This window comes from bacterium (assembly GCA_016708025.1).
In the GTDB taxonomy this organism is placed as follows: Bacteria; Zixibacteria; MSB-5A5; order GN15; family FEB-12; genus FEB-12.
Genome location: JADJGQ010000002.1, coordinates 62831 through 82629, shown reverse-complemented (window position 1 = coordinate 82629; position 19799 = coordinate 62831). Strand labels below are relative to the sequence as shown.

Annotated in this window: 13 protein-coding genes; 7 read left to right on the top strand and 6 right to left on the bottom strand. The window is 54.3% G+C overall.

Annotation, left to right across the window (positions count from 1 at the left end; all coding sequences use genetic code 11):
• The first annotated feature begins 121 nt into the window (after window positions 1-121).
• The 3 genes from IPH75_06710 to IPH75_06700 all read left to right on the top strand — a co-directional run bounded on the left by IPH75_06710 (window position 122) and on the right by IPH75_06700 (window position 6162).
• A complete protein-coding gene (locus IPH75_06710; GenBank protein MBK7141752.1) occupies window positions 122-1153 on the top strand; it encodes a hypothetical protein in 1032 nt (343 codons plus the stop codon).
• Between the two features lie 19 nt (window positions 1154-1172).
• A complete protein-coding gene (locus tag IPH75_06705) occupies window positions 1173-2441 on the top strand; it encodes a hypothetical protein (GenBank protein MBK7141751.1) in 1269 nt (422 codons plus the stop codon).
• 1174 nt (window positions 2442-3615) lie between these two features.
• On the top strand, window positions 3616-6162 hold the full coding sequence (locus IPH75_06700; protein ID MBK7141750.1) for a T9SS type A sorting domain-containing protein: 2547 nt from the start codon (window positions 3616-3618) through the stop codon (window positions 6160-6162).
• A 389-nt stretch (window positions 6163-6551) separates the two neighbouring features.
• Here IPH75_06700 and lspA read toward each other — a convergent pair whose 3' ends face one another.
• From lspA to IPH75_06685, 3 genes are read right to left on the bottom strand one after another with little or no spacing between them, the layout of a single operon-like run.
• On the bottom strand, window positions 6552-7142 hold the full coding sequence (gene lspA, locus IPH75_06695) for a signal peptidase II (protein ID MBK7141749.1): 591 nt from the start codon (window positions 7140-7142) through the stop codon (window positions 6552-6554).
• Window positions 7081-7473: a TraR/DksA C4-type zinc finger protein gene (locus IPH75_06690; GenBank protein MBK7141748.1), complete on the bottom strand. Its 393-nt coding sequence runs from the start codon at window positions 7471-7473 to the stop codon at window positions 7081-7083. Before IPH75_06690 ends, lspA begins: the two co-directional genes overlap by 62 nt.
• Window positions 7474-7488: 15 nt before the next feature.
• Window positions 7489-10710: an isoleucine--tRNA ligase gene (locus tag IPH75_06685; GenBank protein ID MBK7141747.1), complete on the bottom strand. Its 3222-nt coding sequence runs from the start codon at window positions 10708-10710 to the stop codon at window positions 7489-7491.
• A gap of 282 nt (window positions 10711-10992) precedes the next feature.
• On the opposite strand from IPH75_06685, the gene IPH75_06680 reads away from it, so the two are divergent.
• The 4 genes from IPH75_06680 to IPH75_06665 all read left to right on the top strand — a co-directional run bounded on the left by IPH75_06680 (window position 10993) and on the right by IPH75_06665 (window position 14661).
• Window positions 10993-11226 (top strand): hypothetical protein, encoded by a 234-nt coding sequence (locus IPH75_06680; GenBank protein MBK7141746.1) that lies wholly within the window; start codon window positions 10993-10995, stop codon window positions 11224-11226.
• Between the two features lie 328 nt (window positions 11227-11554).
• Window positions 11555-12706 carry an alanine racemase gene (gene alr / locus IPH75_06675; protein ID MBK7141745.1) on the top strand — a complete coding sequence of 384 codons (1152 nt, stop codon included), beginning with the start codon at window positions 11555-11557 and terminating at the stop codon, window positions 12704-12706.
• Window positions 12707-12920: 214 nt separating this feature from the next.
• Window positions 12921-13568 carry a redox-sensing transcriptional repressor Rex gene (locus IPH75_06670; GenBank protein MBK7141744.1) on the top strand — a complete coding sequence of 216 codons (648 nt, stop codon included), beginning with the start codon at window positions 12921-12923 and terminating at the stop codon, window positions 13566-13568.
• A gap of 142 nt (window positions 13569-13710) precedes the next feature.
• On the top strand, window positions 13711-14661 hold the full coding sequence (locus IPH75_06665; GenBank protein ID MBK7141743.1) for a tetratricopeptide repeat protein: 951 nt from the start codon (window positions 13711-13713) through the stop codon (window positions 14659-14661).
• Between the two features lie 16 nt (window positions 14662-14677).
• Here IPH75_06665 and IPH75_06660 read toward each other — a convergent pair whose 3' ends face one another.
• From IPH75_06660 to IPH75_06650, 3 genes are all read right to left on the bottom strand, one after another.
• Window positions 14678-16429, bottom strand: coding sequence for an ABC transporter ATP-binding protein (locus IPH75_06660; GenBank protein MBK7141742.1), 1752 nt, complete (start codon window positions 16427-16429; stop codon window positions 14678-14680).
• Between the two features lie 80 nt (window positions 16430-16509).
• Window positions 16510-17631, bottom strand: a complete 1122-nt coding sequence (locus IPH75_06655) for a radical SAM protein (protein MBK7141741.1) — start codon at window positions 17629-17631, stop codon at window positions 16510-16512.
• The gene (locus tag IPH75_06650; protein MBK7141740.1) at window positions 17628-18980 is read right to left on the bottom strand and encodes an SPASM domain-containing protein; all 1353 of its coding nucleotides are present in this window, start codon (window positions 18978-18980) and stop codon (window positions 17628-17630) included. Before IPH75_06650 ends, IPH75_06655 begins: the two co-directional genes overlap by 4 nt.
• Window positions 18981-19799: the final 819 nt, after the last annotated feature.

Here is a 19799-nt window from a genome sequence, read left to right as displayed (position 1 = left end):
TACAAAAGAATCGGCGGCATACCGTGGTGAGGAACAGAGTTGACTATCGGGCAAGAGGTTAGTTATTTGAATCAAGGCGGCACATCGGTTGATATATAGGGAGTTGAAAGAGAGAATAGTTATGCGCAAGATACTCCCATACCTGTTAGTTCTGCTGGCCCTGACCGCCGGCTCTTCGCTATTGGCGCAAGCCGGGGGCGGACTGGCTGACAAAGTGCAGGAAGATCTGGATCGAACCGACCAGTTGATCCAGCAGGCGGAGGAGCAGCTCCAGACGATGGAGAATCCGACCGGATTGGCGTTCCTGGAGCAGGCCAAGGTTGCCCAGCAACAGGCGAAATCCGTCTTTGCGGAGAATCGGTTTATCGAGGCGCGTCGACTGACCTTGCTCGCCCGCGACCTCTTGCGCAAGGCGCTCAAAAGCAATCGTGCCACCGAACGGGGCGGAGATCAGGCCCTCCGGAAACTGGAGCGAGCCGAAGAAAAGCTGGAGCGGGCCCGGGAGATGCTGATCGGCAACGAAAACCAGGCTCTCAACGCCCTCCTGGAATCATCCCTGGATAATCTTAAGCGGGGTTGGGAATTCTACAATACGAATCAGTTCCAGCCCGCCGGCCGACTGGCAGAGCAGGCGGAGAAAGCCGCCGACCGGATCCTGGGAAGCGGCGCGGGGAATCTCTCTGCCAACTATGAACGTCGACTGGAATCGGTTCGGGAAGCGGTCGACCAGGCCAAAGCGGTAGTGGCGGATTGTCAGTCCGAACAGGGGAAATCCCTCATGCTCCAGGCCGAAAAATCGCTCGAACTGGCCGAACAGCTTGAATCCAATGGACGGACCCCTGCCGCCATGCAGGCTCTCCAACGAACCAAAACACTCGCCAGCCGGGCCTTCAGAGAATGTAACGGTTACGACAACCTCTCAGCCCGGTACCAGCGACTGCTGGGCCAGGCCGATCAACTCAAGGACCGCAGTCAGACCTTGAGCGGTGAGACCAGGGAATCGGTTGACCTGCTCCTGACTAAAGCATACGAACAGCTCGAACTGGCGTCGGTGGCGATCGAGGCTTCCGATCTGGAGAAAGCGACCCCCGCGCTCCAGGCCGCCCAGCTTGCGCTCCGTCAGGCTGAAGACATCATTCTGGAGTCAAACTAGCCTCAAAGGAACATAGGATTTGTTCAGACGCTATGTCGCGGTAGTCCTGATAGTCATTGCTGCAGCCGGGTACTCCGAAGCAGACAGCCGACCCTTCTCGCTTAAGGCCGGAATCGGGTACGATTACCTCTCCCAGAGATACTTCATGGATTCGCTCGCCGTGGCAGGGATAGATACTGTCCTCACGCGCTACGAACTCTCCAGCGACTATCTGAATGACCTCAAAGGGAGCCTTGAGCTTGCCTATAAGTATGCCGGCGAAAACCTCTTTGATCTTTCGACCCGCCTTGAACAGACTCAAGACATTACGCGACTGAAGCTTACCTCGAATTGGCTGGCGCGGTGGACCAGCCTTGATCTCCGCTGGCGTAACCAGATCGAATGGCGCCATCAAGCCGACTCTGCTTCCTCAACTCTCGGGAGCTATGTTTCCGGTGCTACCAACCTGAAAGCGCGCCGGTTTTTCAGCCAATCGACTGCCGTTTGGGGGCAGTTTCTGGCTGATGGCACAGATTTCCGCTCCGATCTGCAGTACGGCTATGACTTCTACCGGGTGACGGCAAAATTAGGGCTGGAGCAGTCGTTCGGGATCCTTTCGACCGCCTCTCTACACGGTTTTATGACCAGCCGTGAAGTCTCTGACTCGGTCACTCTCAACTACGACGGCTACGGCATTGAGGGGACATTCTCCGGTCTGCTCTCCCGTCTGGAAATTGACTTCCTGACCCGCTGGGAGAAAAAGGACTACAATAGGGCCGCCAACGATGACGACTACAATCGATTCGAACTGGACTCCCGGAGCAGACTGGATCTCGGGCGACAGCTATTCAGCCGACAGGTGCTTGAGCTGGAAATGACCTCGTTTGACCCGAACGATCCCCTCAATGATGACTACAGCCGCCTCGGCGGCACCCTGACAATGGGGGTCTCGCTGGGATCACTGGAGATTGATGCCGGCCCCGATTTTGAGCTGCTCCGCCAGCCCGATGCCGACAGCAGCAGTGCCGAAGATTACGACGAAATCGCCGCCCAGGTGGGCATGAACTACATTTCGGTTACCGGGCTGTTTGCCTCGGTCGAGCACCGGCTGGGGAAACGAAGCCTTGGCTACCCCAACGAATACCAGTCAGATTTCAGCTTCTATGACCTCTCAATGCTGACTAGTTGGCCGATCTCCCGCGGGTTGGAGTTGAGCCTGATTCTCTCCGCCACCTGGGAGTGGCATGACCAGGAGACCGAGGATAACCGGTCCCTGCTCCTCTCATCCGGCCTCACCTATCGGTTCTGACAACCAGACTCTGCCGTATTTTTGAGTACCCATTAGGATCATCCCGGAGCGACCACGGCTATCGGGCGATTGTTTTATTATGTGAAGGAAGTCACAAGCAGTATTCTCGTGAAGTGCTCCCGTTGGTCGTACATCATTGTGAAAGTCATCACAAGACACTCTCGTTGACGGATGGCTCCGGACTGTCTGATCCGACTGTCTTATCGCTGTGAGTCCGCTGGTCAACCGGTCATCCGGCGGCGGTTCGGGTGAGGCCCATGACCTGGCCTGTAGCCACTTCCAGCCGAATCGGAGCTGTGTTTTCAGCTACGCATAAAGACAGTGAAAATCAGTCTCCCCACCGCCTCAAGTCGAAACGCTGGAGAAGGTGCTGACTGGACCACCTTACGTGACGTCGTTTGTGATTTCCGTCACAAGTCGTCAGGCGGGTGAAGCTCAATAGATTTACGCGGTCGGCGGTCGGCTCGACCTGGGAGCATGTGATTGTTTTCACGTAATTGATGGACCGGTCGGGTTGGCGCTTTGACTTGACGAGTTGCTCAGAGCTGGTGGCCTTTGGATCAGCATATAGATGTAGGGGGAGCGCGGATCAGTAACGGGGGAGCGGCCTGGTCAGCAAGAACCAACTTGATTCCGGTTGGGAAAACTGAGCTGAACTGGGTCGATCACGGAGCAAAGTTACTACTACAGCCTATCGTAATTGGTGGCATGGTCAGAAATCCGGAATTTCTCCTTGACAGAAAAGGGATAATAGCGTATGTTGCATCCGTCTAGGGAAATAGTTGTGTGAATAACGCTTCTGTTTTGAATCTGCAGCACCTTTGTTAACGTTAACACAACATTAACGTTACGCGATCCTCAGCTCGACCTTCAGGTTTAATCAAACGAGTTTAAAACCTAAGCGGCGACATCTGTCCGTACGGTTTTACCAAGACTCCATATTCCATTAGTCAGTAGATCAGGCAGCCGGTGTGACGATGTGCCGTTGGCGCATCACCAGCTCACGGGGCACTTGAGATCTGACGGGTCCGGTACCCGATCTCAGTTGAGATTTATATCGGAAACTTAGAGGTGATTCCTCCCGGGTGAAACTGGGAAGATTACCCAAACTTCGATGACCTTTAGGTTCTTAAAGGAGCATTAAATGATGCAAAAAAGAAATTTATATTCTTTGATGCTGATCTCCTTTTTAGTGGTATTCGCTTCGTCTATGGCGCTCGCGAACCAGGTGACAATCGAATCCAAAGCGCTCCCGCGGTGTTTCAACTCCGCGTCGAACGTGACGGCGATTGTTTCAGCTGATTCCGTTAGCGCGATAGAGATCGTGGTTGTGGTTGATGGCAACCTCACGTTACCGCTTCCAGGAAGCATTTTCACCTTCGACGCTGGTTTCACGGCTTTGACCGACCGCGTTGTGGATGATACTTCCGGCGTTGACGGGGTTATGCCCGACACGATTCGAATTGCCGCTATGTTGCTCACTCCGAGCGCTGGAGCGTTAGCACAAGGAAATCATGTTGTCGGCCGGATAAACTATAGAACCAATGACGTCTGCTCAGGTTCTGGTACCCTTCAGGGCGGCGTTTTCGACTATCCGATCCCGGCAACTGTTACGACTCAGTTTGTTGATGCCGCCACCTCCTCCATTCTTCCGGTTGTCGTGAACAATGGAACGGTGACGATCACGAACCTCAGCCCGACCATCGCAGCGATCCCGAACGGGACTCTGTTCTGGGGCCAGACCTTTGTGGCGACGGCTTCCGGTACCGATCCTGACATGGCGAACGGTTGCGAGACCTTGACCTATGCCAAGGTTGCCGGTCCGGCTGCTATGACGGTCAATCCTGCCACTGGCGCCATTTCCTGGTTGACCACTGGAGCCGATGTCTGCACCCATAACGTGACCATTTCGATCACGGATAAGTGCGGCGCCGCTGCCCAGACGTCATTCACGATCTGTGTCCAGAACAACGCACCTGTCATCACCTGCCCCGCCAGCCCGATTATGGTCGTGCTCGGCGATCCGGCGAACGGTGATGTCAATGCGACCGATGCCGATTCCGGTCCGAAGCCGCTTATCTATAGCGTAGTGAGCTTCAATGGCCCGGGCACGGTGACGATGAACCCGGCGACTGGCGTATTCAGCTGGCCGACCGTAAACGATGACATCAGCTATCTCGGTTCCTTCACGCTCGTCGTGATGGTCACCGATAGCGCCAACACCTGCTCGCCTTGCAGCCCCTCCAACGCTGACACGTGCTCCGTCACGATCAACGTCAACTGGGGTAAGGTCGTGATCGAAAAGATCCACAACCAGATCCAGGGTCAGTACGCAGAAGTTGACATCGTCCTCGGCACCAACTACCCGATCGGCGGTTTTGACCTTCTGATCAAGTATGATAATTCTGCCTTGACGCTTTCCGAAGTGCTCCCGGGCGGCTTTATCACTGATTGCGGATGGGAATACTTCACCTATCGTTTCGGCGCGAATGGCAACTGCGCTGGTGGATGCCCGAGCGGACTCGTCCGTATCGTCTCCATCGCCGAGACCAACAATGGTAACAACCATCCGGATTGCTTCACCAACTATCCGCCGCCTCCGGGGATCGACAGCGTTATCGCTTCTCTGAAGTTCCTGGTCACCAACGACCGGACTCTGGAATGCCAGTACACGCCTGTTGAATTCTTCTGGATCGACTGCGGTGACAACGGTCTGTCGTCGGTCGACGGTGACTCGCTGCTCATTTCCCGTTACGTGTACGGGTACGGCGGCGGCGACCCGTACTTCCACATCGAAGAGACTGCTGGTATCGAATTCCCGACCACCCAGGGCGCCCAGGAAGAGTGCGATCTGTTCACTCCTGGCAAGCCGTCCACGTGGCGTGTAATCGACTTCTTCAACGGTGGTGTTGACATCGTTTGCGCCGACTCGATCGACGCTCGCGGCGACATCAACCTCAACAATTTCTCCAACGAAATTGCTGACGCCGTTCTGTTCTCTCGTTACTTCATCTACGGTCTGCCGGTCTTCACGATCAATCAGGCCGGTCAGATTGCGGCTACCGACGTGAACGCTGATGGATTGACCTTGACCGTCGCTGACCTCGTCTACCTGATCCGTGTGGTCGTGGGTGACGAAGCTCCGTATGACAAGGTTGCCGCTGTCAGCGCCAACTACAGCTTCGATAACGGTGCTCTCTCGATCGACGGTGTCGATCTTGGCGCCGCGTTCGTCGTGGTGGCTGGTGAAGTGACGCCGGTTCTGCACGCCGACAACGTTGGCATGCAGTATGCCTTCGACGGCACGAACACTCGTATCCTGGTCTCACCGATCATGGACGAGACCGTTACCAATATCACCGGCTTCTCGGGCACGTTCCTGACCGGTCTCAATGGTAGCATCGTGTCGATCGAAATGGCCACTGTCCTCGGACAGCCGGTCTCTGGCAAGATCATTCCGAAGAACTTCGGCTTGGCCCAGAACTATCCGAACCCGTTCAACCCGGCTACCACTATTGAGTTCGCTCTGCCGGTCGCTAGCAACTACACCCTGACGGTTTATAACGTCACGGGTCAGGTTGTGAAGACCTTCGAAGGAACTGAAGAAGCTGGTATGCACCAGGTGATCTGGAATGCTAATGAAGCCTCCTCTGGCGTCTACTTCTACAAGTTGAATGCCGGAACCTTCAGCAGCACAAAGAAGATGGTACTGCTCAAGTAACTTCTTCGGCATCTGCCGATACGAAAAGCCCCGGTTCTGCCGGGGCTTTTCTTTTGGATAGGGGAGAGGCTAGTTGTGGATATCAGAAGAATGCCGTCAGGTCTCGCGCTCGCGTGATGGAGCATTCTGATTTCGCTTGTGAAGTTAGGCGAGCGCTAGGACCTGACGGAACAATTGGTGGCTGTCGGAAAAAAAGGAAGAGAGATGAGAGAAGGAGAAAGGAGAAAGAGAAAGAGTGCTCCTTAGGGATGCACTTCATTCAAAGTTTCGTCAGGTCCTGCTTCGAAGCCGACTGGCAGATGTTTACCCTTTGATACCGATAGTCGTAAATTGCTTCGAAGTGTGACCTGACGATCCAACTGAACCAAGCCCGCTCTGGCCCGAAGTACTTAAAGTGAATGGGAAGCAGGGGAGGAGGTCTCTTCCGCAGGAAGCTGTGGCGGCTTGTGGAAAAGCACCTTGAACAGCAGGAAGACCAGCGCGCAACTAATTGCCGCATCGGCTATGTTGAATGTCCACCAGCGGTCGATCTGCAAACCGAGCAGATCGATATTGAAGAAATCAACATCCAGAAAATCGACCACCTTGCCGATCCGGATCCGATCGATAAGATTGCCGATCGCTCCACCGCAGATGAAGGAAAGCGGAATAGCGAATGAAGCGATGCCGCGATAGAGATAGAGGTAATACAGCAGGATCGGGACAATGAACAGGGCGATCACCAGATACCAGGTGGAGGAACCGAAACTGGTCCCCATAGCCCCACCCTCGTTGTAAACCAGAGTCAGTTTGAAGAACTCACCGATGACGGTGAGGGAGGGCTGGCCGGTCAGGGCATCGACCGCCCAGAATTTGGTTACCTGATCGACGGCGGCCACTACCAGAATAATGACCGCTCCCCAGATCAGCAGTGACGAACTAGGCTTTGCCAGTTTTCGCTTCCTCTTCGCGGGACTTGCAGTCGATACAGAGGCGGGCATGCGGGACCGCTTCAAGGCGAGCCACACCGATGTTTTTATTGCAGCTCTGGCAAACACCGTAAGTGCCGTCCTTGATACGACGCAAGGCTTCATCGATATGATAGATCAGACGTCCCTGCTTGGAGGCCATCATGAACGCCATTTCGCGGTCCATGGTTTCGGTCCCCTGGTCGGCCATATGATAGGAGTACGAGGAGAGGTCTCCGGTGGCTTCTTTGATCGAGGTGCCGATATGGGTATCCTGGATGATCCCCAGCTCTTCGAGCAAGTCGCGCTTTTTGGCGAGCAACAACTGTTCGTACTTTTTGAGATCCGCTTCTTTCAGAGCCATTCGACTCTCCCGCTGTTAAAGTTTCTCCACCGCGATCGCGGCAGTTTCACCGTTAATATTCCACTGCGTGCCGCCATCGAAGCCGTTCGTATCCAAGAACTCGATTGAGCGGGCCAGGGTTTCCCGCCGGATAAATTCGTCATATCGGCCGGCCGCCGCACGGAGGGGCGCAGAACCGCTCATCCGTATTGATATATGGTCGGTCACGTCAAACCCGGAACTCTTTCGCATATTCTGGATCTTGTTGACCATCTCGCGAGCAAACCCTTCATCGATCAGCTCCTGGGTCAGATCCGTCACCAGCGCAACCGTCAGGGGACCGTTGCTTTCTACCACAATGCCATCTTTTTCGACTTTCTGAATCTCAACATCCTCGGAGGTCAGAGTTACCGCCCCGGAGTCAGTTGGGAGATTGATTTTGCCGCTCTGCTCGAACTGCCGCACCTGCTCGCTGGTCAGACCGGCCACAAACGCCTGGGCCGCTTTCACCTGGGAACCAAGTTTGGAACCGGCCACCCGGAAATTCAGCTTGGCGCCGTAGGTGACGTAATTCCCCAGTTCGGTCGAGGCAATCACCTCTTTTACGTTCAGTTCATCTTCGATGATATTGAGAAATTCATTCAGGCGGCTGAATTCGGTGTCGTTTTTCACGCCTACCAGCAGTTTCGACAACGGTTGGCGAACCTTGAGGTTCTTGCGCGAGCGGGCAGCCCGACCCAACGAGACTATATCCCGCACCATCTCCATCGTACTGTCGAGCGATTCATCGATCTGCGACAGATCTGCGACAGGGAAGGAGGTCATATGGACCGAAAGCGGCATGCTGTGGTCCTGACGTTTTTCACCGGCCAGCTCTTTCCAGAGCAGTTCGGCAGTGAACGGCGCTACGGGGGCGCTCAGTCGGCAGACTCCCTCGAGTATCCGGTAAAGCGTCAGGTATGCCCGCATCTTGGATGGGTCATCTTCTTTGGCCCAGAAGCGTCGACGGTTCAACCGGACATACCAGTTGGAGAGGTCATCGATCACAAACGACTGGATCCGTCGAACCGGTCGTGTGATCTCGTATTTGTCGAAATCCTCTTTGGATGATCTCGCCATTGCATGGTAGCGCGATTCGATCCATCTATCCAGTTTTTCCGGCGTGCCGGCCTTGGATTCGAGGAACTTCTCTATCGTCACTCCGGCCTGATGGGCGCGGTCAACCAGGTTATCGATATTTGCATACAGCGCAAAGAAGCTGTACGTGTTGCGCAGGGTGTCGAAATACTTGCGACAAACCTCGGCCAGGCCGTCTTCGTCAAACTTGGTCGGTAGCCAGGGGTTGGAATTGGCGACCAGATACCAGCGCAACGGATCGGCGCCATATTTGGCGACTGTCGCAAAGGGGTCAACCACATTCCCCTTATGCTTCGACATCTTCTTGCCTTCTTTGTCGAGTATGAACTCGAGCACGACCACGTTCTTGAACGAGGCTCCCTTAGGGAGGTCGTCGCGTATCTCAGATAGCATGGTGGAGATCGCCATCAGCGAGTAAAACCACCCGCGGGTCTGATCGACCGCCTCGGAGATGAATTCCGCCGGGTAGGCGGCGGCGAATCGTTCTTTATTCTCAAACGGGAAATGCCACTGGGCAAAGGGCATCGCGCCAGAATCAAACCAGACATCGATCAATTCCGGGACACGGGACATCGTCCCGCCGCAGTCGCACTTCAGCTTGACCTCATCGATCGTTGGCCGGTGAAGATCAAGCGTGCCATCGGCGGCAAGCTGTTTCCATTTTGGGTCGGTCGCCTCATTGACCAACTGCTCAACCGAGCCGACACCGCGCATTTTCCCGCACTTGGCCTCTTCGCAGATCCAGATCGGAAGCGGCGTTCCCCAGAAGCGCTCGCGCGAGAGCGCCCAATCGACATTATTCTCCAGCCAATTGAGCATCCGGCCGGTTCGTATCTCATCCGGCACCCAGTTGATAGCGTTGTTGTTCCGAAGCAACTGCTCGCGGAACTGGGTCGTTTTGATATACCAGCTCTGTCGCGCGATATAGATAAGCGGAGAGTCGCAGCGCCAACAGAACGGATAATTATGCTCGTAGATCTCTTTCTTGAAGAGCTGGCCGGCGATCTTCATATCTTTGATGATGATCGGGTCGGCATCCTTGATAAACATGCCGGCGTACGGGCCGGTACCTTCTTTGAAGTGACCGTTTGATTCCACCGCCTGGAAAACCGGCAGATTATATGCACGCCCGATCTCATAGTCATCGGCGCCGTAGCCGGGAGCGATATGGACTATTCCGGTACCATCTTCGAGTGTGACAAACTCGCCGGTGATCAGATAAAACGCCTTGTCGGCTTCATGCTTAAACGTGTCGAAAAGCGGGATATATTTCCGCTTGAGGAACTCAGACCCTTTATGCTTTTCCAGCGCCGGTTTCTCTTCACCGAACAGCTTGCCGACCAGAGCCTCGGCCAGCACCAGCTTTTCCCCTTCATGCTCAACCATCACATAGTCGGCATCGGGACTCATACAGAGCGCGGCGTTGGACGGGAGAGTCCAGGGCGTAGTGGTCCAGACGAGATAGCTGAAATCGCCATCGGCCGCTTTTACTTTCACATAGACCGAGGGATCCTTGACCATGTCATATCCCTGCGCTACTTCGTGCGATGACAGGCCCGTACCGCAACGTGGGCAAAACGGGACGGTCTTATGCCCTTTGTAAAGGAGGTCGTGGTCGAAGTAGTTTTTCAGGATCCACCAGACCGACTCGATATACTCATTTTTCAGCGTGATATAGGCATCATCGAGATCCAGCCAGTAACCCGTCTTGCGGGTTATCTCATTCCAGTCGGCGAGATATTTGAATACCGACTCGCGGCATTTCTGGTTGAACTTTTCGATCCCGTACTCGACCACCTTTTGCTTGGAGTCGAGCTTAAGCAGCTTTTCGACCTCGATTTCAACCGGAAGGCCATGCGTGTCCCAGCCCCCTTTGCGATCGACCCGGAACCCCTGCATATATTTGTAGCGGCAGATCAGATCCTTGACCGTGCGGGCGATCACATGGTGAATGCCGGGACGGCCGTTGGCGGTCGGCGGGCCTTCGTAGAAGACGAAGTGCGGCTTATCTTTATGTGCGGCCTGGGCTTTGTGGAAGACCTCGTGCTCATCCCAAAACTGCAGGACAGCGTCTTCGGCTTTCGGCTGCGAATAATCGTCTTTAAATGCGTCGAATTTCATGTCTCAGATTCCTTTAGAGCCGCTAAATGTAGCTAGGTTATCAACATTTGCAAAAGGTTTTTTGAGCGGGGACAGGACCACTCGCCGACCGGGTTTTTTCTGCCTAACTTGTTTTGAAACAATTGATAAGGAGAATGCGTCTCTATCCATAAATGGAGGAAGTTCCTCTATAAACCCACATATGCGGAGCTGCTTTATGTGTGCTGTGCGGTTTCTCCTTCTTGGATTGTTTTGATTCCTCGGTTTCGGTTGCCCTAGCGACCTGCCTGCGAATGGTGTCCGGTGCTCGACACACCGAGCGTGCTGAATTGGGAGATCACGATCGCTGACACATCCGAACCGGGTGAACGCATTGAGATCAGTGGCCGAGTGTTGAAGGCAGACGGCGTTACGCCAGCCGCCAATACTATCGTGTATCTCTACCACACCAATGCGCAAGGCGTCTATCCTCGTCGGTCCAGCGACAGTCGCTCGAGCCACGCCTATTGGCATGGCTACCTTCGGCGGTTGGATTGAAAACAAATTCGCACTGGAGAATCTCGCTTTTCAGACTATCAAGCCAGCGTCATATCCAAACAGCCAAATTCCGGCGCATATCCATTGCGTGGTTAAACCGGAGCATGACAGCATCGGCTATTATGTCGAAGACTTTCTTTTCCACGGAGATCCGTTTATCGATTCTCCACAGGTCCAGCCGGAAGGCTCACACATAGTGCGTTTGACACCTTCCCCCGACGGGTCACTTGTCGGTCGCCGCGATTTCCGGCTACGCCCTTGAGAACGTTATAGAGCAGACTCGAGTTTTTATTGGCGGATGCCGCGATCTGGTTGATACATTCTCTCCATGACTACCAAGTCCTTCCTCCAATGGATCGAGCTCTCACGCTCGGCGCTCAACCATAATCTCGACCGACTCAGCAAATTGGCCAGAGGACGCCTGATGGCTCCCTCGGTCAAAGCCGATGCTTACGGGCATGGCCTCCCGGAGATCATCTCGCTCCTGATGGAACGTGACGATATTCCCTATGTCTCAGTCCATTCGCTCGAGGAAGCGATCATCTGCCGCCAGGCCGGATGGGATCGAAAGATCATGGTTCTTGGGCCGCTGCCGGTCGATCAGGCCGATGCCGCACTCGACTATGGCCTCGAACCAGTCGTCACTAGCAGAGAATTGCTCAATGCGCTTGGCCGCTGGGCCGACAAATACCAGACGAAGATCCTGACTCATCTCAAACTGGAGACCGGGACTAACCGCCAGGGGATCACGGAAAAAGAACTGGCGGGTATCACCGCCATCTACAAAAAGCACCGCTATCTCGTGCTGCATGGCGCGAGTACTCATTTCGCCAATATCGAGGATACCACCAGCCATGAGTATGCCCAGTTCCAGTTGAGCAATTTCAACCGGCTGGTTACCGCTCTGAAGAGAGCAGGGCTGAGGCCGAAATACCGGCATACTGCATCATCAGCGGCACTTCTGCTTTTCGAGAAGACGAGATTCGACCTGGTCCGCCCCGGTTTGGCGATGTACGGCCACTGGCCATCCAAAGAGACCTATCTTAGTTATCGTTTGCAGGGGAAAACCAACAACATCCTCAAACCGGTCCTGACCTGGAAAACTCGGGTGACGCAGATCAAGGCAGTCCCGGCGGACTCGTTTGTTGGCTATGGCTGCAGTTACCGGACCACCGCACCGACCAAGCTGGCAATACTGCCGGTCGGCTATTACGATGGGTACGACCGGGCGCTTTCCAATCAGGCGTATGTGCTGATCCGAGGGAAACGGGCACCGGTCCGGGGCCGTATCTGCATGAATCTGATGATGGTTGAGGTGACGGATATCGCGGGGGTGAAGCTGGAAGAACCGGTTATCCTGATCGGGACGGCAAAAGGGGAGAAGTTGACCGCCGAGCAGTTGGGAAATTGGGCTGGGACAATCAATTATGAGATACTGGCGCGGCTATCACCAGCCACTCAGAGAATTATTACAACATAGACCTTATATTCAATAAATGGCCTTTCCTCGGAGTCCAGATACAAGCTACGGGGACAAGGGGTAATACCCCCTAAATAGGCCGCTATAATTGTTAAAAGTTTCACTTGACAGGTTTGGACGGTCGCTATATACTAATTTTTGTGAAGCTTTTCACATAATCGACGGACTGCCAAAAACTTATGGAGATCAGCCCATGACTACTGCTCCGGTGCCGATGGCAAAAAAACGAATCTCCGAGTCAACCATCCACCGGCTGTCGATGTATTACCGAGCTTTGTCTCTCCTCCAAAAAGAGAATTACGAAACGGTATCATCGAAAGAGCTGGCCAAGCGTGAAAAACTGACTCCGGCCCAAGTTCGCAAGGACCTCTCCTTCTTCGGCTCATTTGGGACCCGCGGACTGGGGTACCCGGTAGGCGAACTGAAATCCCAGATCGCCGGGATTCTTGGTCTCGACCGAGCCTGGCGAGTGGCGCTGGTGGGAGTCGGGAATATCGGTTCAGCTCTTGTCAGCTACAAAGAGTTCTCCAAACAAGGCTTCCAGATCGTCAAGCTGTTCGACAATGATCAGCGGAAGATCGGTTCCAACCATAAGGGGATCATTGTCTCCGATATCCGGAATCTGGAAACCGAACTTCGGGACGCCAAGATCGAGATGGTGGTGCTGGCGGTTCCGGCGACCGTAGCGCAGTATATCGTGGATGATGTCATCAAGGGAGGGATCAAAGCGATCCTCAACTTTGCGCCGGTCAATCTTCGTGTCCCCGATGATGTCTACCTGCGGAACGAAAATATGTCCATGGAACTTGAGTTCCTGTCGTTTGCCCTGGTGAACAATCATCCGCAAAAGAAGGCGAAGTAGCTCTCCCGCCTCTTCGGTAGACAGTTGATGGCCCGCTTTGGCGGGCCTTTTTTTATGCCCAATGCCGCCCTCGACGGCCAATTCAAAATAATCGACAAATCCGGCGAATCGGGCTATCTTGGGGTAGAAGGAATTGATGCCTATGTTTTTGCTCACAATCGCTCTGGCAATCTGGTCTGTTCTGGAAGTAACCCCTACTCCCGGCCGCCCTGATTCACTGCAGAACCTGCTGGTCAATGCCGGCCGCGCTCTCAATTTGCGCGAATACGCCAAGGCCCGCGACTATTACGATGCTGCCTATCAGTTGGACTCAAACAATGTCGAGGTACTGCGCAATCTGGCAATTCTGCACACCACGGTGGGCGACCATCCCAACGCGCTGAAGCTCTTGTTGAGAGCGGAGCAGTTGGCGCCGGAGGATCCGTCAGTCTGCAATAATCTTGGCACCACCTACTCGGTGATGAACCAACCCGACAAAGCGGTTATCTATTTTGAGAGAGCGCACCAGCTTAAGCCGAAAAATGCCACCTATATGACGAATCTTGCGCTGGAGTACGCCAAACTGGGGAAAATGCCCCAGGCGATGGAACTCGCCAGGCAAGCGATCGTGCTGGATACGGCGACGGCTGATATCCCGATCATCCTGGGTGACTGCTTCAGTCTCCAGCGGCAATACGATTCTGCCGATTTCTACTATTCGCGCGCCATCTCTCTGGGGGGAAAGACAGCCAAGCTGTTTTATCAGCGCGGCTTCGCCCGACAGAATCTCAAGCGGACAGCAGATGCCGAAACCGATTACCGCTTTGCCATTCAGCGCGATTCCACCTGCCGCGACTGCCGTCAGGGACTTGGTGTCCTGTTTGTCACCCAGGGGAAATACAGCGATGCGCTCGAACAATTCTCGCACGTGGTGCAGCTTGATTCGATGTTTAACCCTGGCTGGGTTTCGCTTGGCGTGATGTACGCGATGACGGGGCAGGGGGAAAAAGCTGACTCGGTACTTTATAAGCTGATGGCGAAAGATACGACACTGGGATACCGGATGGTCGATCTGATCAATCTGGAGAATTCAAAACAGCAGAAAAAGAAGTGATCCACTTCCCCCTGGATTAGAGCAGTAACTGCTTGGCGGCCAGTTCGCGATAGAGCGGACAACGCGCTGTCAACTCCTCATGTCTTCCCTGGTCAATGATCCGCCCATGCTCCATCGCCACGATCCGATCGGCGTGTTGGACAGTGGAGAGCCGGTGCGCAATGATGATCGCCGTTTTGTCCGCCAACACTTTCTTCAGAGAATCCTGAATCAGATGTTCCGACTGAGAATCCAGCGCCGAAGTTGCTTCATCCAGGATCAGCACCGCCGGATCTTTGATTATGGCGCGGGCGAGACAGATGCGCTGGCGTTCGCCGCCGGATACTGTCACTCCCCGTTCTCCTACCTCGGTCTGATAACCGTTCGGAAGAGCCATGATGAACTCGTGAATGTTGGCGATCCTGGCAGCCGCAATCACTCTGGATTCCGTCGCTGAGATATCGCCATAGGCTATGTTGTCGTAGATCGACATTTTGAACAGGACCGGATCCTGATCGACCAGCGCGATGCTGTCCCGCATTGTACGCAGGGAGAGGGAGCGAAGGTCGATTCCATCGAGCGTGATCGTTCCCTGTTGCGGATCAAAGAATCGCATGATCAGGTTGATCAACGTTGTTTTGCCGGAACCGGATGGTCCGACCAGCGCGATCTTCTCTTTCGCCCGAATGTGCAGCGAGAGATCTTCGAACTGAAACCCACCATTCCCGTAGTCAAAGCTGACCCGTTCAAGCTGGATCTCACCGCGCGGCGCTTTCAGCGTGACCGGAGAAGCAGATTCGATCACTCCCTCAGGAAGATCGAGATACTCAAAAACGCGGTCGACAGACGCCATGGCGGTTTGCACCTGCAGGTTCGTCTCGGCAAGGCTATGGATCGGCGTGTAGAGATAATTGAGCAGAATGTAAAAAGCGATCAGCTCTCCCAGCTTCATAGAGCCAGCGGCGACCAGATAGACTCCCCAGCCGAGCACGATGATCGGACCGATCATATTGACGAAATGGGTAACATTCACCGCGAGTGAATTGGTCACACTGCTCTTGATATACAGGCCGGTCAGCGAATCGAGAACCTTGTTTACCCGCTCTTCTTCGCGCTTTTCCTGTCCAAATGCTTTTACCGTCTTGATCGAAACCAGGCTCTCCTGGAGTCGCGCAGTGAAGGAAGCGATATTCTGCTGTATGCTGGTGGCGATCAGGTTGAGCTTCTGACCGTACTTGTTGGCCAATACGATCGTCGCCGGTACCGGCAGGAGCGCGACGACGGTGAGCATCCAGTTGGTATGTAGCAGATATGCGACGACCGCACCCAGCATCAGGATATTGGTAAAAAACATCAGCAGGGTAGAGGTGAGGAGATCCTGGACACGACCGACATCGGACAACGTGCGGGACATCACCTCTCCAACCTGATGATCCTGATAGAAGCGGAGCGAAAGCCGTTGAAGATGACCGAATAACTTCGATCGGATATCCTTGATGATATTGGAGCCGACATAAGCGACCAGATAATCCCGGAGCCATCCCAGCAAGACCATCGCCAGATACAACCCCATCAGCAACAGCACGAAAACGACTACTGGTTGCACCTCGACCGGAGCGCCGGAGGTCTGCACCAGGCCGGGGATCAGTGTATCGATCATGTACTGGATGGCGATCGGCAACGCCAGCGACAGCAGCGCAATCGCTCCCATCGTCACCAGAGTGAATGATTCCGCTACCCAGTATGGGCGGAGAAATCCCCAGAGCCGTTTCAGCTTCTCAACGTTCATCTTCGGACACTACTGTTCATAAGACACGCGCGGCCCATCCTCGGGAGATGAGCCGCGTCATCAATCGCTCGAGCACGCGGTCAGACCGCCTTGCTCCCCTTTATCGACTCCGCTTCCATTTCGCGGACTTTCTCAAGGACATTGCATACATATTCGCTGTCCACCGGCTCGATCCCCTGCTGTTGTTCAAGATGGTACATACAGTAAGGATTCTCGGCGCGTTTTCCGCTGGCCGACACTGATGTCGTCGTACAGCCACCGCGACAGAGCGGAAGGTACTTGCAGTCATGGCAATGCCCGGTTGCAGTATCTTTCGTGAATTGCCGGTTGTACGCAAAACCGTTCGGGTTATTCCAGATCTCAGTGAACGAGCTGTCCCGGATATTCCCTTCGACAAACTCCTCAGGCATCGACAGACACCCTTTGACATTGCCGTTGGATTCTATCCCGGCGATCCGGGTACCGGCATAGCAACCGAAATAGGGGAAACCATCCAGGAGCTCGGTCCCTTTGCATCCATAATACCCGATATTCTCGCCAACATCCACTTTGATCCGGCTGTCCTTCTTGATCTCGAGGATCTTGTCGACCAGCTTCGGATAGTTCTCGATCGACATCACCGACTTGGCATTCTCTTTCATGCGGCCGGTGACAGTCGTCATCTGGATACGCCAGACTTTGCAGCCGTGGGCGATCAAGTCTTCCTTGATCTGATCCAATTCATCGAGATTCAGGTTAGAGACCTGCGTAACGGCACAATAACGGGCGCCGGCAGCACGAAGCATATCCATCGCATTCAGGCAACGAGTGTAACTATCAGGGCGCTGCCGGATGTAGTTGTGCGTTTTCTCGGTCCCGTCGAAACTGATACCGATGTTGTTGATCTGAAGGTCAGCCATTGTCTTCGCGATCTCCGGGGTCATAGCATAGCCGTTGGTAATGAAATATGCCTTTACTCCACGGTCTTTGATCCGCTTCGCCAGAATGGGCCAGTCTTCGCGGAGCAGCGGTTCGCCACCGGAGATGGTGATCGCTTCGGAACCGAGATCAGCCAGTTCGTCGACCAGCTTCAGCGATTCCTCTGTAGTCAGTTCATCGGGACGGCGCTTGCCAGCCGAGGTCCCGCAGTGGATACAGCGCATGTTGCAGGCGAACGTAATCTCCCATACGACCGCCGAGGGATAGAATTTGAACTCGTTCATACTGTCTCCTTCGCAGCCATTGCTTTCTGGTGCGCCTGTTGACGCGACCAGGCGATGATCTCGAGCATCGGCTGCAGATTATATTTCCAACTCTCACATATTTTGTCTTTGGTCAGACCGCGGTCGGCGCGACGAGCAGGACAGCTCCCCATGCAAACCGGCAGTATATTACAACTGAGGCACGTTTCATCTTCAAATGGGTCAAATTGAAAGAGCTTGAGAAAGTTGGGATGATCGAAATTGATCGGATCTTTCACATTCCCTGAGGCTCTCGATTTGTCCCCTACATAGTTGAAACAGCGATAGCAATCCCCATCCGGGTCGATCAGGAACGAATTGACCAACTGCGCCATGCAGAAAGTCGGTGAGGGGGATGGCAATTTTTCTATTCTGAATCCCCGTTGTAGTAACAGGGCGTAATAGTCGATCTCAATCTGGGAAAAGTCAGTCATCTCGTAACAGCTCTCAGTGATATTTGAGCACGCGGTAGTGGCAGCCTCGATCAGGCCGAAATAGACCCCCACTCGATCGCGCAATCCGGCTTCCTCGAGCTGGTCTAGCAGTTCAGCGACCATTTCTATCTGAAAGCTTTTGTCGACATTCACGCGAACGCCGATCCCCATCTTCGTGGAGGCATACAGCAGATTCTGCAGGATGACATCAAATGACTCTTTCCCATTTTTCAACGGGCGCTTGTCGTTGTGGAGACGAGCTGGTCCATCCAGCGTTACCTGTATCGAACTGACTTTAAGTTTGATCAGCCGATCGACTACATCGTTGGTCAGCAGGTAGCCGTTGGAGATCATCGACGCCGTGTATTTGAAGTTGTGGACTTTCCCCATTTCAAGGAGGGCGACGGTGATATCTTCGATGACGTCAAGCGCGAGCAGAGGTTCGCCGCCATACCAACTGACATCAACACTGGTCAGGCGGGGGGCTTTTTTCTCTACGAAGCTGAGGAGCGATGCAACCACCTGCGGGGACATCCGCCCTTTCTTGTTTTCCTCGAAGCAATACTTGCAGGCCATATTACAGGCCATGGTCGGCGCGATCACCAGGCCGAGGCTCGCTTCGTCGAAGCGGAGGCGGCGGTGATCGAATTTAAGATGCTCGATCTCGTCAAACGAGTCGGCATGCACAAAATTGCCGTACTCGAGTTGTTTCAACAGTGCTTGTTCTTCAGACGATAGCCCGTCAATCGCATCAGTGGCCAGCTTGCTGCCGAGTTCTTCGAATCTGGCATAGTTTTCGCCGGTCATCAATGCAACCGCTCCGGAGCGGGCATTAAACGCCAGATAGTGTCCATCCCGCCAGGGATAGAACTGATTGTAGCGTGACAGCTTGGGCATATCCTCGTCTTTCTTTAGGGAGGGGTCGACAAGCGGCCCCACCCTTCGTTACGATTCACGGTCCTGGTGACTGGACCGGCGAAACCGGGATCCTGGATCTGCGGATGGGCGCTACGATCTGTGGGAGTTGATCAGGTAGATCATGCGTTACCTCCTTAAGAAGCGTCATGCACATCGTCGCGAGATGCTGGTCCGGACCGCCCGCCACTCACCAATGAGAGTGTTTACATCGTGTCAGTCGGCACGCCATAAAGCGGCACTGCGACCGGCTTGCAGCCGCACAGAGTCTTGCAGAAGACTTTGCAGCCATTACCGACGACCGTCGGGTCGATCAAATAGATCATCCGGGTCTCCGTGGGTTGAGGTTTCGTGTTTCGCTTCAGATCGTCCGATGATCACTCACCGGATCGTTTTTTTTTGTCGATGCTGCGACGATCACACAGGGGTGCCGTACAGCGGAACGAAGCGCGGGCTGCACTTCTTGACGTACGTCGTGCATGCGCTTCCGACAATCTCTGGGTCGATCAAATAGATCATGATCGTCTCCTGTCTACAGGGTCAATTACATCGTGTCGTTAGGCACACCGTAGAGCGGCTTAATGCCGCACTTGGTCGTGCAGAACCGGGTGCATACGCCACCGGCAGTGTTCGGATCAATCAAATAAATCATGCGTTACCTCCGCATATCCGATAGTTATGCCCAGCTGGGCGGATGCGGCGTGTCGACGGCAAGACGGAGTCTCACCATGGACCCGCCGAGGAATTGTCTGACAATGTCTGATTGATCGTGATCTCTGCAGTTTCTTCAGCGCCGGCGCG

Excerpts from the sequence above, each read along its gene's own strand:
- IPH75_06710 (MBK7141752.1), top strand. The coding sequence starts at position 122 with ATGCGCAAGATACTCCCATACCTGTTAGTTCTGCTGGCCCTGACCGCC.
- IPH75_06700 (MBK7141750.1), top strand. The coding sequence starts at position 3,616 with ATGCTGATCTCCTTTTTAGTGGTATTCGCTTCGTCTATGGCGCTCGCG.
- lspA (MBK7141749.1), bottom strand. The coding sequence starts at position 7,142 with ATGCCCGCCTCTGTATCGACTGCAAGTCCCGCGAAGAGGAAGCGAAAA.
- IPH75_06690 (MBK7141748.1), bottom strand. The coding sequence starts at position 7,473 with ATGGCTCTGAAAGAAGCGGATCTCAAAAAGTACGAACAGTTGTTGCTC.
- IPH75_06685 (MBK7141747.1), bottom strand. The coding sequence starts at position 10,710 with ATGAAATTCGACGCATTTAAAGACGATTATTCGCAGCCGAAAGCCGAA.
- alr (MBK7141745.1), top strand. The coding sequence starts at position 11,555 with ATGACTACCAAGTCCTTCCTCCAATGGATCGAGCTCTCACGCTCGGCG.
- IPH75_06670 (MBK7141744.1), top strand. The coding sequence starts at position 12,921 with ATGGCAAAAAAACGAATCTCCGAGTCAACCATCCACCGGCTGTCGATG.
- IPH75_06665 (MBK7141743.1), top strand. The coding sequence starts at position 13,711 with ATGTTTTTGCTCACAATCGCTCTGGCAATCTGGTCTGTTCTGGAAGTA.
- IPH75_06660 (MBK7141742.1), bottom strand. The coding sequence starts at position 16,429 with ATGAACGTTGAGAAGCTGAAACGGCTCTGGGGATTTCTCCGCCCATAC.
- IPH75_06655 (MBK7141741.1), bottom strand. The coding sequence starts at position 17,631 with ATGAACGAGTTCAAATTCTATCCCTCGGCGGTCGTATGGGAGATTACG.
- IPH75_06650 (MBK7141740.1), bottom strand. The coding sequence starts at position 18,980 with ATGCCCAAGCTGTCACGCTACAATCAGTTCTATCCCTGGCGGGATGGA.